Source organism: Streptomyces pseudovenezuelae (assembly GCF_001513955.1).
GTDB lineage: Bacteria > Actinomycetota > Actinomycetes > Streptomycetales > Streptomycetaceae > Streptomyces > Streptomyces pseudovenezuelae.
The window spans coordinates 54,316-67,253 of sequence record NZ_KQ948153.1; the positions used below are offsets into that span (position 1 = coordinate 54,316).

A 12,938-nucleotide genomic window follows, 5' to 3' on the forward strand; every position below is an offset into this window, starting at 1 on the left:
CCGGTGGGGGCGTTGTCGGCGCCGGGCAGGCGGCTCAGCGCGGGGTGCCGACGCCTTCCTGGCGCCGGGAAGGAACGTCGAGGCCGGCGCTCCCGGCCCGGAACGTGCGCCGGTACGCGGTCGGGGTGACGCCGAGGGCCGCCTGCAGGTGCTGGCGCATCGACTGGGCGGTGCCGAAGCCCGCGTCGTGGGCCACCTGGTCGACGGAGCGGTCGGTGGACTCCAGGAGGTGGCGGGCGCGCTCCACGCGCTGCTGGGTGAGCCACTGGCCGGGGCTGACGCCGACCTCCTCGCGGAAGCGGCGGGTGAAGGTGCGTACCGACATGGCCTCCTGCTCGGCCATGTCCCGCAGCTGGATCGGCTCGTGCAGGCGGCCGAGCGCCCAGGCGCGGGCCGAGGTCGTGGTCGACTGCTGGGGGTCGGGCACCGGCCGGTGGATGTACTGCGCCTGACCGCCGTCGCGGTGCGGCGGTACGACGGTGCGGCGGGCCACTTCGGTGGCGATCGCGGTGCCGTGGTCGTGGCGCACCATGTGCAGGCACAGGTCGATGCCGGCGGCGACGCCCGCGGAGGTCAGGACGTCCCCGTCGTCGATGAACAGGACGTCCGGGTCGACCCTGATCTGCGGGAAGAGCCGCTGGAGGCGGTCGGAGTCGGCCCAGTGCGTGGTGGCGGGGCGGCCGTCGAGGTACCCGGCGGCGGCCAGGACGTAGACGCCGGTGCAGATGGAGGCGAGCCGGGTGCCGGGGCGGATGTGGGCGAGGGCGGCGGCCAGTTCGTCGGTCAGCACGCCCTGCTCGAAGACCGGGCCCAGTTCGTACGACGCCGGGACGATCACGGTGTCGGCGCCGGCCAGGGCCTCCGGGCCGTGCTCGACCTGGACGGCGAAGTCGGCGTCCGTCCGCACCGGCCCCGGCGGGCGGATCGAGCAGGTGACGACCTCGTACAGCTGACGCCCCTCGGTGTCCCGGGGGCGGCCGAAGATCCGGTGCGGGATGCCCAGCTCGAACGGCAGGACACCGTCCATGGCGAGGACCACCACGCGGTGCGGGCGGAACTCCGGGTCACCAGGGCCTCGACTCATGGCCCGATCCTAACGAATGCTGTCCTTCGGGCCAATGGCTCGGGGAAGGCACAGGCCGCACGCTCTATGTCGTGACCCAGACAACCGAAGCCGCCGTCCAGTCACCCGGGACGGAAAAGCAGCCCGCACGCATCCACCGCGCCTGGTTCGTCGCCGCCGTCACCTTCGTGACGATCATCGGCGCGGCCGCCTTCCGCTCCCTGCCGGGCCTGCTCATCGACCCGCTGCACCAGGACTTCGGCTGGTCGCGCGGCACCATCGGCGCGGCCGTCTCCGTCAACCTCGCGCTGTACGGCCTGACCGCGCCCTTCGCGGCGGCGCTGATGGACCGCTTCGGCATCCGCCGGGTCGTCGCGGTCGCGCTGACCGTGATCGCGGTCGGCTCGGGCCTGACCGTGTGGATGACGGCCGCCTGGCAGCTGATGCTCTACTGGGGCCTGCTCGTCGGCCTCGGCAGCGGCTCGATGGCCCTGGCCTTCGCCGCGACCGTCACCAACCGCTGGTTCACCGAACGGCGCGGCCTGGTCACCGGCATCCTGACCGCCGCCTCCGCCTCAGGGCAGCTGATCTTCCTGCCGGTGCTGTCCTGGATGGTGGAGCGGCACGACTGGCGCCCGGCGGCCGTCACGGTCGCCCTCGCCGCCCTCGCGGTGGTCCCCTTCGTCTGGCTGCTGCTGCGCGACCACCCGGCCGACGTGGGCCTGAAGCCGTACGGTGCCACCGAGTTCGTGCCGAAGCCCGCTCCGGTGCCGGGTGCCGCCCGGCGGACGGTCAAGGTCCTCTTCTCGGCCGCCCGCACCGGACCCTTCTGGCTGCTCGCCGGGACCTTCGCGATCTGCGGCGCCTCCACCAACGGCCTGGTCCAGACCCACTTCGTGCCCGCCGCCCACGACCACGGCATGCCCGTCACGGCCGCCGCCTCGCTGCTCGCGGTGATCGGCGTGTTCGACGTAGTCGGCACGGTCGCCTCCGGCTGGTTCACCGACCGCTTCGAACCGCGCCGCCTGCTCGCCGTCTACTACGCCCTGCGCGGCGTCTCGCTCCTGTTCCTGCCCATGCTCCTGGCCCCGTCGGTCCACCCGCCGATGCTCTTCTTCATCGTGTTCTACGGCCTCGACTGGGTCGCGACCGTCCCGCCCACCGTCGCCCTGTGCCGTGAGCACTACGGCGAGGACAGCGCGATCGTCTTCGGCTGGGTCCTCGCCTCGCACCAGGTCGGTGCCGCGCTGATCGCCTTCCTCGGCGGCGTGGCCCGGGACGTGTTCGGCACCTACGACATGATCTGGTACGCGTCGGGCGCGCTGTGCGCGGCGGCGGCGCTGATGGCACTGGTGATCCGGCGCCGCCCGGCGGCCACCGTACTCGCGGCGGCCTGAGGGCCTAGAGGAACCGGCCCCGGTGGAACAGCAGCGGCGCCTCGCCCGAGCCCGTCCCCAGCGCGTCCACCCGTCCCACCACGATGAGGTGGTCGCCGCCGGTGTGCACCGCGTGGATCGTGCAGTCGATCCACGCGAGCGAGCCCGCGAGGCGCGGGGAGCCGGAGGCCGGGGCCGGGTCATGGGGGACGCCCGCGAACTTGTCCGCGCCGCTCACCGCGAACGCCCGGCACAGCGCGTCCTGGTCCGCGCTCAGGACGTTCACGCAGAAGACGCCCGCCCGGGCGATGCGCGGCCAGGTCGTCGACGTACGGCCCACCATGAAGGCGACGAGCGGTGGATCGAGGGAGAGGGAGGAGAAGGACTGGCAGGCGAAGCCGGCCGGTGCCTCGCCGGGTGCCCCGGGGGCGGTCACCACCGTGACGCCGGTCGCGAAGTTCCCGAGCACGCGTCGGAACTCGGCCGGGTCGACCGGTGCCCGCTCGTCCTCGCGCACACACCGCAGCTCCGGGCGGGGCAGCGCCTCCACGGCGAGCGCCTTCCCGGACCTGAGGTAGCGGACGGCCGCTTCCGCCGTCCCCGCTTGTCCCATCACGTTCTCCATTGAAGCTGACGGTGTGTCAGATGGGAAGGGTACGGACACGGGTGCGAAGGGCCGCCCGTACCCTGCGTCCATGGGGTGGGGGAGCAGAAGGATCAACGAGGCCGCCGCGGTGTGCGCGGCGCAGTTCCCGGCGATCGGACTGATCTGGTGGATCAGGGATCAGCTCGGCGACGACTACGCGTACGCGGGCGCCGGCGGGGGCCCTGCCGCGGTCGCCCTGGCCTGCCTCCTCGTCGTGGCGCCGCTGGTCCTGCCGGTCCTCGGCCTCCTGCACGCGGCCGTCCAGGTGCTGCCGGCGCAGGAGCTCGCCCACCGGGCCGCCCGCCGCACCCGTGGACCAGTGTGGGCCTGGCACCTGGCTCTGAGCGCGGTCCTCGGCGTGGCCTGGGCCGCGCTCGCCCTGCTGCTGTGGGACTGGCCGTTCACCACCACAGCACCGCTCTTCGCCGCCCTCGGCGTGCTCCCGGTACTCGGCCTCGGGTGGCTGCGCCGACGCACCGGGGACCTGGGGGCCGTCTGGCTGCCCGCCCTGTTCGCCTCCGCCGGTCTGTTCCTCCTGGTCCTCCTCGGCGGGGTGCTGGCCACGGTCACGGGAATCGTCGACGAGTACGAGCCTCCCGTGCTCTCCGACGGGCAGCTCACCGGGGTCTGGCGGGGCGCGGAGGGCGCGGTCCTGCGCCTGGGCGCGGGCGGCCGGGCCGACCTCACCGGCCTGCCCACCGAGGCCGAGCCCGGCTCCGTCGACCCGAACGGCGCATCGCCCTTCGCCGTGTGCGACGGCACGGGCACCTGGCTGCTCGACGACAAGGGCGGCCACGACCCCTACGGCGACGGCTCCGAGGGGCGGCCCGGTGTCGTCGTACGGCTGGACGACGGATGCGGGCAGGAGACGTACTGGCGGATCGGCGGCACGGAGTCCGAGCCCGAGCTGTTCGTGCCGTTCGGTGACCCGGACGCGCCGGATGTGCGGATCCTGACCCGGGGCTGAGCCCTCAACGGCCCCGGTACTCGGGGCTCCTGCGCTCCACGAAGCTCGCCACGCCCTCTTGCGCGTCCGCCGTCGTCATGTTGATCTCCTGCGCGGCGGCCTCCGCGGCGAAGGCCGTGGCACGGTCGCTGTCCAGGGACGCGTTCACGAGCTGTTTCGTCAGGGCGAGGGCCCGGGTCGGGCCGGCGGCGAGGCGCTCGGCCCACGCGCGGGCCGTCCTGGCCAGCTCCTCGTCCGCCACGACCCGGTTGACCAGGCCCAGCTCCTCGGCCTCGCGCGCGGAGAGCGCGTCGCCGAAGAACATCAGCTCCTTCGCCCGCCGCGGACCGATCAGACGGGGCAGCAGATAGGCGCCGCCGCCGTCGGGGACCAGACCACGGCGTACGAACACCTCGATGAACCTCGCCGACTCGGCGGCCAGGACGAGATCGCAGGCGAGGGCGAGATGCGCGCCCAGTCCGGCCGCCGTGCCGTTCACGGCGGCGACGACCGGTTTCTCGCAGTCGAGGACGGCCGCGACCAGCCGCTGGGCCCCCAGACGCAGCGTGCGGGCCACATCACCCGCGAAGCGTTCCGCCGGGCCGGAGGCCCCCCGCAGGTCCGCCCCCGCGCAGAAGCCGCGGCCGGCACCGGTGAGCACCACCGCCCGGATCCCGGGATCGGCGGACGCCCGGGCCAACAGCTCGATGAGCCGGTCCCGCCCGCCGGGCGTGAGGGCGTTGAGGACCTCGGGCCGGTCGAGGGTGAGGTGGCAGACCGGACCCTCGACGGTGTGCGTCACCTCGCTCACCGGCACACCACCAGCGCGTCCAGCGCCACCGCCCCCTGGCCCCGGGGGAGCACCATCAGCGGGTTGATGTCCAGTTCCGCGAGGTCGTCCCCGAGCTCCATCGCCATCCGCTGCACCCGCAGGACCACTTCCACGAGCGCGTCGAGATCCGCCGGGGGCCGCCCCCGCACCCCGTCCAGCAGAGCCCGCCCGCGCAGGTCCCCGAGCATGTCCCTGGCCTGCTCCTCCCCGAAGGGCGGCACGCGTACGGCCGTGTCCCGCAGCACCTCGACCAGGACCCCGCCGAGCCCGACCGTCACCGTCGGCCCGAACAACTCGTCGTGCGCCGCCCCCACGACCATCTCCACACCCCGCTCGACCATCTGGCAGACCAGGACGCCGTCCAGTGAGACGTCCTCGTAGCGGGCGATGTCGGTCAGCTCGCGGTAGGCGTCCCGTACCTGGCTGGCGGAGGTGAGCCCGATCTTCACCAGGCCCAGCTCGGTTTTGTGGGCGATCTTCGCGCCGGACGCCTTCATCACCACCGGGTAGCCGACCAGGCCCGCCGCGCGGACGGCCGCCGCCGCGCTGGTCACCAGCTGCTCGCGCGGCACCCGGATCCCGTACGCCCGCAGCAGCTGTTTCGCCGCGTGCTCGCTCAGCTGCTGACCGGGGCGCATCAGTGCCTGGGCCTTGCGGAAGGAGGGCGAGGGGGTGCGCGGGGCCTCGTCGAAGGGGGAGCGGTAGCCGGTGACGAAGCGGTGGTGGTCGAGATAGGCGCGCACGGCCGTGATGCAGTTGCCGACCGTGCGGAAGGTGGCCACCCGCGAGGAGCCGAGCAGGACCTCCCGGTAGGCCGGTTCGGTGCCGACCGGCGAACCCCACACCACGCACACCAGCTTGTCGGTCTGCTCGGCCGCGTCCACCAGGTCCCGCACCAGCCGGTCGCTCAGCGGCGGGAACGGCCCGGTCACCGGACAGATCAGCACCCCCACCGAGGGGTCGGCGAGGATCGCGTCGATGATCTTCCGGCCGCGCCGGTCGCCGACCGGGTGCCCGCCGTTGTCGACGGGGTTGGCCACACTCAGGAACTCCGGTATCCACTGGTGCAGTTCGGCCTGCTTGGCCGCCGAGAGGGCGGGCAGACTGAGCCCCGCCTCCGTCGCCAGGTCGGCGAAGTGCGCGCCGGTGCCGCCCGAGATCGAGTAGACGACGACCCCCTCGGCCTGCGGCGGCCTCGCGCGGGCCAACAGGGCCGCGGTGTCCTGGAGTTCGTCGAGAGCGTCGACGCGGATCACGCCGTACTGCCGCATCGCCGCGTCCACCACCGTGTCCGCGCCGGTGAGCTTGCCGGTGTGGGAGGCGGCCGTGCGGGCGCCGGTCTCGGTGCGGCCGACCTTGACCGCGACGACCGGCACCTTGCGGCGGGCGGCCCGGTCGGCGGCCAGCAGGAAGGAGCGGCCGTCCTTGAGGCCCTCCAGGTAGCAGGCGACGGCGCCGACCTCGGGGCGCTCGGCGAGGTAGGACAGGAAGTCCGCGGTCTCCAGATCGGCCTCGTTGCCGGTGGGTGCCCAGTGGGTCAGGCGGATGCCGAGCTCCTGGAGGGCGAAGACCGGGCGGCCCTGGTGGCCGGACTGGGTGATCAGGGCGATGCCGGGTCCGTCGAGGTCCTCGCGGAAGGAGGAGAAGGCGTTCAGGTTGGTGTTGGGGCCGAGCAGCCGCATCCCGGACTGTGCCACGGCGGCCGCGAGACGCTCCTGGGCCGCGGCTCCCTCCTCGCCGGTCTCCGCGAACCCGGAGGCGAAGACGACCGCGAACTTCACCTTGGCATCGGCCAGTTGCTCGATCAGCGGAAGGGGGTCGGCGACCAGCAGGACGGCGAGATCGACCTGCTCGGGCAGGTCGGCCACGGACGCCACGCAGGGGAGGCCGAAGACGGACGGGCGGGTCGGATGCACCGGGTGCAGCCGCGCCCCCACCCGGCCCGCCCAGTCGATCAACTGCCGGGTGACACCGGTGTTCGGGCGGCCCTCGGCGTCCGAGGCGCCGATCACGGCGACCGACTCCGGCCGGAAGAAACGGTCCAGATCGGGGACGCCGGCATACAGCGGTCGGCCGCCGACGTCGAGATCGTCGACCTCGGCGGGCCGGCCGTGGACGGCGGGCCCGGGTTGCTCGCCGCACGCGATGACCCGGGCCCGGCGGGAGTCGGTGGTGAGGGTGCCGTGGGTTGATCCAAGCATCGGTCCGCCCGCTCCTGTGTGACAGCCTGAATAACTGACGCAGTGTCAGATTACAGAACTGACGGGTTGTCAGGAACGGGCGTGCACGCAAAGTTGGCGTGACCGGGCGTGGACAGGCCCGGCGCTACAGCACCGCGAGCACCTCCTTGGCCACCCGCTCGCCGGAGCGGACGGCTCCGTCCATGAAGCCGTTCCAGTGGATGGACGTCTCCGTGCCCGCCCAGTGGATACCGCCGACGGGCGCGCGCAGGGCGGGGCCGTACTGGGTGAGCACGCCCGGACCGCCGATGGAGACGGGGCCACCGCGGGTGTACGCCTCGTTGTTCCAGCGTTGCAGGACGAAGGACGTGGGGGAGGCCGCTTTCGAGCCGAAGTACGTCACGTAGTCCTTGAGGACGGCCGCCTTGACCTCCGCCTCGCTCGCCGCGTCGAACTTGCGGGCCTCGTCCGCCTCGATGAAGCCCATCAGGGCACCGTAGGAGGCGTCCGGCGGGGAGTTGTCGAAGGTCGAGCTGATAACGCCGGTGTCGCTGACGACCTGGCCGTTGAGGCCGTCGGCCCGCCAGAACGGGGTGTCGTAGATCGCGATCGCCTTGCCGACCGAGGCCATCGGCAGGCGCTGGGTGAGCTGGTCACGCGCGGCGGGCAGCAGCGGGTCGTAGGTGATACGGGCCGCGAGCGGCGGGGGCACGGCGACCACGACCCGCTTGGCGGTGACGGTGACCCCGTCGGCCGTGACGACGTACTTCGCGCCGGACCTGGCGATCGTGCGCACCGGGGCGTTCAGCACCACCCGGTCGCCCAGCGTGGCGGCGAGCTTGATCGGCACCAGCTGGGAGCCGCCGACGAAGCGCAGCTCCTGCGCGCCGCCCGCGGTCTCGGTGAGGCGCTCCAGGGTGCCGGGGGTGGACTCGTTGCCGGCGGCGGCGATGTAGAAGAGGACGAACAGCAGGGACAGTTCCCGGGGTTCGGCCGAGAAGATCGACGTGCAGGCCACGTCCAGGAGGAACTTGGCCGACGGGATCACCGCGTTGGCGCGCAGCCAGGTCTCGAAGGTCTGCCGGTCCCATTCCTCGGCCTTGGGCGCGGTCCAGGGCGCGTCGAGGGGGATCGTCTTGGCCATGTCGTCGAGGGAGGCCTGGACGATCGCCGCGTTGGCGAGTCCGGCCGCGTCGATCGGCGGGACCGAACCGAGGATGCCGTCGGTGGCGTAGGCGGTCTTCTTGCCGTCCTTGTAGAGCAGGTTCTTGCCGGTGTTGTAGGTGGCGAAGGTGTCCACCCCGAGCGAGTCCGCGAGCGCCTTGATGCGGTCCTGGGTGGGGCCGATGAACTCGCCGCCGCCCTCGGTGACTCCGCCGCCCGCCAGGGGCAGGTTGAGCACCCGGCCGCCGACCCGGTCGCGGGCCTCCAGGACGGCGACCGTCTTTCCACCCGCGACCAGGTCACGGGCCGCGGTGAGTCCGGCGAGACCGCCGCCGACGATCGCGACGTCCACGTCGCGGGTGGCGGCAAAGGCGGCCGGGGCGGCGGTGCCGGTGAGGGTGACGGCACCGGCCGCGGCGGCGGCACCGCCGATCAGGGAGCGCCGGGAGAGCCGGGGGAGCGGGGGGAGCTGTCTTTCGCGTGCCACGTGCGTCCTCCGTAGTGGAGAGAGTGTGGAGCCAGAACATGAGAAGTGTTCACATTCTGGCCCCGTACGAGGGCACACGACAACGCTCCCGTCACATCTGGCACATGAGTAACGGGAGTCGTATGGAAGAGAGTTGGGCTTTTCCGCGTCAGACCGGGAGCTTCGAGAGCCGGCCCGCGCCGTCCTTCATCACGGTCTTCGCGATCTTCTCCGCGTCGATCGCCACTTCGCGGAAGGTCCCGCTGATGGGAGTGACATAGCCGGTGAAATAGAGCCCTGGGGCATTCTGCGGGGCTCTGGCTCCGTTGACGAGCGGCCCTCCGTGTCCGTCGAGGACGTCCAGGTGGCCGACGAGCCCGTCGAGGGCGCGGGTGTACCCCGTCGCCGCGATCACCGTGTCCGGTGTGATCCGGGTGCCGTCGGTGAGCATGACCTCGCTGTTCTCGAAGCCCTCGACGGCGGCCACGACCTCGACCCGGCCCTTGCGGATCGCGTCGATGAGGCCGACGTCCTGGACCGGGATGGCGCCCTCCTTGACCCGGCTGTAGAGCCCGGTCGCGGGGCGGGGCAGTCCGTGCGCGGACAGGTCGGGCACGCTGAGCTTCGCCATGGGGCGGGCCAGCCGGTCCACGAGGCCCACGGGCAGGCGTCGTACGAGGACGCCCGTGTACTGGGCGGCCCAGCCGGCCGTGGAGCGGCGGACGATGTGCGGGGCGGTGCGCACGGACAGCCGTACTCGCGAGGCGCCGCCCTCGACCAGGTCCACGGCGATCTCGGCGCCGGTGTTGCCGACGCCGACGACCAGCACGTCCCGGCCGGCGTAGGGCGCCGGGTTGCGGTACTCGCCGGCGTGCAGCAGCTCGCCCTTGTACTCCTCGCGGCCCGGCCAGTCCGGCAGCAGCGGGGTGTGGTTGTAGCCGGTGGCCACGATCACCGCGGCGCCGGTGAGCTCGCGGCCGCCGGTGGCGTGCAGCAGCCAGCCGGTGCCGTCGGGGGTGCGCTCGACGCGTGAGACCTCGACGCCGGTGACTGTCTCCAGCTCGTGGAACTCGGCGTACTTCTCCAGGTAGCGCACCACGTCGTCGCGGGAGACCCAGCGGCCGAAGCGGCGGGGCATCGGCAGGCCGGGCAGGGCCGACAGACGGCGGGTGGTGTGCAGGTGGAGGCGGTCGTAGTGGCGCCGCCAGGACGCGCCGACCTGCTCGGACTTCTCCAGGACGACCGCGCGGACGCCCCGGGCCCGTAGCGCGTACGCGACGGAGAGCCCGGCCGGGCCGCCGCCGATGACGTACACGGGGCGATCGGGCTGGTCGGGGCGGTCTGCGGGGGTGGAGTCGGGTGCGGAGTCGTCCATGAGCGCGAGCGTAATCAGACAGCGCGTTGATGGGTCTCGGTCAAGAGGGGAATTGGTTGCGGATCGATCACGCCTGTAGGAGAAGTGCGTGGGTCGGGTGACGTAGCCCACACGGAAAACGCCCGCCGAGGCGCCGGGTCCGCGTGACGCGGAGCCTCGACGCTCTGGCGGCGGCGGCCGGAGACTGACGGGAAACCGGGGCCGTGTTCGTGGGGGTTACTTGGTCCTGCCGGCCTTCCCGTACCCCGTGACCTTGGCGATCCAGGTGATGAAGTCGCCCGGGTCGGTGTTGGCGCCGTGGCCCTGGTCCCAGTAGTAGAGGTGGTCGACCTCGTCGCCCAGGCCCTTCGCGGCCGCCGCGAGGTTGGCGGAGATGACGTGCGAGGTGTCGGTGTCGTTGGTGCCGAGGCGGATCCACCAGTGCTTCGAGCGGCGCCCGTTGACCTTCTCCACGAGGTGGTGCATCGGGTTCATCAGGTGCAGCTTCTCGGGGATGTCGCTCGCGACCCGCTTGGATGTGAGGCCGGTGGTGTCGTTCTTGGCGCTGTAGGCCGTGAAGTGGCGGTTCTGGGTGGTGCCCGCGCCGAACAGGTTGTTCTCGCCGGCGGAGAGGTCGAAGGCGTCGAAGGCCGGGGTGGTCTTCTTGCGGGCGCCGACGTGGGTGAGGAAGTCGGCCCAGGTGAAGGTGGCCTTGCCGTTCTTCCAGGTGATGAAGGTGTTCTTGGCGAGGTAGGTCTCCCGGTCGGAGTCCGGCAGGGCGGCCAGGTAGGTGGTCGCCGAGGGCTCCAGGTACTGCTTGACCAGGTACTCGTCGTAGTTGCGGGCGGTCAGGGCGCCGAAGCCGTTCAGACCGCGCAGTTTCAGGGACGCCTGGTACTCGGCGAACTGCGACCGAAGCTCCTTGGACACGGCCTGGTCGACCTGCTTGCCGCCGGCGAGGGTGTTGGTCCCCCAGTTCCACTCGTAGGCGCCGTCGGCGTGCTCCAGGTCGGTGATCGGGCACCAGGCGCCCACCGCGAAGATCGCGTCGGAGGCGTCGGCCGCGCCGATCTCCTTGAGGAGCTTGTCGTAGAGCGGGCTGTCGCCGGACGCGCCGAGCAGCGAGGACAGGGCGCCGCCCGCGCTGGTGCCGGCGGAGACGATCCGCTCGACGTTGCCGGGGATGCGGCCCTTGTTGGACTTGATGTACCGCACGGCCGCCTTGAGGTCGACGATCGCGGCGGGGGCGGTGCCGTAGTACTCGCCCGAGGAGTTCTTGAGGGTACGGCCGCGGGCGCCGGGCTCGATCACGACGTACCCGGCGGCCAGCGCGAGGAGCTGGTTGCTGGAGGTCGCGCCGCCGGTCGCGTTGGTGTTCTCGTTGGCGTTGGAGGCGGCCGAGGCGCTCGGCGCGGCACTGCCGGTGGGGGCACCGCCGCCCCCGCCCATGCCCCCGGCGCCGACGCCGGTGGCGTCCGCCACGGAGGACGGCATGTACCCGCCGACGGAGTTCGCGAACAGGATGGGGGCGTTGCTCGCGTCGACCGCGGTGCCGTCGATCTCGACGGGGGAGCTGACGATCAGCGACTGGTAGGTGGCGTCGACGGGCTTGGCGACGTAGGTGATCGCCTTCCAGAAGTGGTAGGTGACCGCGTGCTCGGTGCCCTCGGTGTCGGTGACGGTGGTCGTCAGCTTCGTGTAGGCGTCGGGGTCGAAGACGAGGCTGCCGTCGCTGCTCGTGCCGGAGCTGTCGGTCGACGCGCTGGCGTTCAGGGCGATGCCTCCGACGGCCGCGATCCCCGCCGTCGCACCGATGCCGATGACGACGTTCCTGCGCTTGATGGCCCTGTGCTTCACGGTTGGCTCCCTAGGCGGTTTGGCTGGCGGGAACGAACGTAGCCAGTTCTCCGACAAAATTGCCAACAATCTTGGAGTATTCACGGGGGACCCACAGCTTCTCGGTGGGTGCACAGGGTTCTCTCATGGATTCTCACCGGGAACGCGGTCTTCCCGGAGCCCGCCATCTGACGTACCGTCAGATTTCATGGACACGATCTGGCTGACCGGCGCGCAATGGCTGGCCGTCCTGCGCATAGGCCTCGGGTTGTGGTGGCTGGAGAGCTGGCGGCACAAGGACAAGAGGACGTGGTTCGAGGGCGGCGGCATCACCTGGGCCGCGGACATCGCCGCCAAGCACCGCTGGACCCCGGTCCGCAGCGGCTTCGACGTGGTGGTCGCGCCCCGCCCCAAGACCATGGCCTACGTCGTCGCCTACGCCGAACTCGCCCTCGGCGCGGGCCTGATACTCGGCCTGCTGACCCCTTTGGCCCTGGTCGGCGGCCTGCTCCTCAACCTCCTCTACTTCACCCTCATGATCCACGACTGGGCCGAGCAGGGGCAGAACTCGATGATGGCCCTCATCTCGGTCGTGGCCCTGTTCGCGATGTCCTGGCAGACGTGGTCGCTCGACGCCGCGCTGGGCTGGTTCTGATGGACGCGCGGTACGACCGGCCCGAGACGGACGCCTTCACCCGCACCTACTGGGACGCGGCAGCCGCCGGCCGTCTCCTGCTGAGGCGCTGCGCGTCCTGCGCCCGGACCCATCACTACCCGCGCGAGTTCTGCCCGCACTGCTGGAGCGAGTCGGTCGCCTGGGAGCCCGCGAGCGGCCGCGCCACGCTGTACACCTGGTCCGTCGTCCACCGCAACGACCTGGCCCCCTTCAAGGACCGCACCCCGTACGTCGCCGCCGTCGTCGACCTCGCCGAGGGCCCCCGGCTGATGACGGAGATCGTCGACTGCACGCACGGGGAGCTGCGGGCCGGGGCGGACCTGGTGGCGGTGTTTCCGGACGGGGTGCCGAAGTTCAGGCCGGTGGGGTGAGTCGGGTGGTTGGAGTGACTGGCGAGCC

At 72.0% G+C, this 12,938-nt stretch carries 11 protein-coding genes; 4 read left to right on the forward strand and 7 right to left on the reverse strand.

Translation table 11 applies throughout. From position 1 onward, the window contains the following. Positions 1–34 precede the first annotated feature (34 nt). The gene (locus tag AQI94_RS36955) at positions 35–1,084 is read right to left on the reverse strand and encodes a GlxA family transcriptional regulator (protein ID WP_051832821.1); all 1,050 of its coding nucleotides are present in this window, start codon (positions 1,082–1,084) and stop codon (positions 35–37) included. Positions 1,085–1,155: 71 nt separating this feature from the next. Here AQI94_RS36955 and AQI94_RS36960 point away from each other — a divergent pair, with 71 nt between their 5' ends. Beyond that, on the forward strand, positions 1,156–2,460 hold the full coding sequence (locus AQI94_RS36960; RefSeq protein ID WP_031057519.1) for an MFS transporter: 1,305 nt from the start codon (positions 1,156–1,158) through the stop codon (positions 2,458–2,460). A 4-nt stretch (positions 2,461–2,464) separates the two neighbouring features. Here AQI94_RS36960 and AQI94_RS36965 read toward each other — a convergent pair whose 3' ends face one another. Further along, positions 2,465–3,052 carry a flavin reductase family protein gene (locus tag AQI94_RS36965; RefSeq protein ID WP_031057522.1) on the reverse strand — a complete coding sequence of 196 codons (588 nt, stop codon included), beginning with the start codon at positions 3,050–3,052 and terminating at the stop codon, positions 2,465–2,467. 82 nt (positions 3,053–3,134) lie between these two features. Here AQI94_RS36965 and AQI94_RS36970 point away from each other — a divergent pair, with 82 nt between their 5' ends. Then, entirely contained in the window at positions 3,135–4,052 is a 918-nt protein-coding gene (locus AQI94_RS36970; RefSeq protein WP_063760210.1) for a hypothetical protein, read from the forward strand. A gap of 4 nt (positions 4,053–4,056) precedes the next feature. On the opposite strand, the gene AQI94_RS36975 is transcribed toward AQI94_RS36970, so the two are convergent. From AQI94_RS36975 to AQI94_RS36995, 5 genes are all read right to left on the reverse strand, one after another. After that, entirely contained in the window at positions 4,057–4,848 is a 792-nt protein-coding gene (locus AQI94_RS36975; protein WP_031057527.1) for an enoyl-CoA hydratase/isomerase family protein, read from the reverse strand. Beyond that, a complete protein-coding gene (locus AQI94_RS36980; protein ID WP_031057529.1) occupies positions 4,839–7,064 on the reverse strand; it encodes an acetate--CoA ligase family protein in 2,226 nt (741 codons plus the stop codon). Before AQI94_RS36980 ends, AQI94_RS36975 begins: the two co-directional genes overlap by 10 nt. A gap of 124 nt (positions 7,065–7,188) precedes the next feature. Next, positions 7,189–8,694, reverse strand: a complete 1,506-nt coding sequence (locus AQI94_RS36985; protein ID WP_031057530.1) for a flavin monoamine oxidase family protein — start codon at positions 8,692–8,694, stop codon at positions 7,189–7,191. A 148-nt stretch (positions 8,695–8,842) separates the two neighbouring features. Continuing rightward, positions 8,843–10,048 carry a flavin-containing monooxygenase gene (locus tag AQI94_RS36990; RefSeq protein ID WP_031057532.1) on the reverse strand — a complete coding sequence of 402 codons (1,206 nt, stop codon included), beginning with the start codon at positions 10,046–10,048 and terminating at the stop codon, positions 8,843–8,845. A gap of 216 nt (positions 10,049–10,264) precedes the next feature. Next, positions 10,265–11,884 carry a subtype B tannase gene (locus AQI94_RS36995; RefSeq protein WP_225890387.1) on the reverse strand — a complete coding sequence of 540 codons (1,620 nt, stop codon included), beginning with the start codon at positions 11,882–11,884 and terminating at the stop codon, positions 10,265–10,267. A 187-nt stretch (positions 11,885–12,071) separates the two neighbouring features. Here AQI94_RS36995 and AQI94_RS37000 point away from each other — a divergent pair, with 187 nt between their 5' ends. Then, positions 12,072–12,518, forward strand: coding sequence for a DoxX family membrane protein (locus AQI94_RS37000; RefSeq protein ID WP_031057538.1), 447 nt, complete (start codon positions 12,072–12,074; stop codon positions 12,516–12,518). Beyond that, positions 12,518–12,910 carry a Zn-ribbon domain-containing OB-fold protein gene (locus tag AQI94_RS37005; protein ID WP_031057542.1) on the forward strand — a complete coding sequence of 131 codons (393 nt, stop codon included), beginning with the start codon at positions 12,518–12,520 and terminating at the stop codon, positions 12,908–12,910. The genes AQI94_RS37000 and AQI94_RS37005 overlap by 1 nt, the downstream gene beginning before the upstream one ends. Positions 12,911–12,938 lie beyond the last annotated feature (28 nt).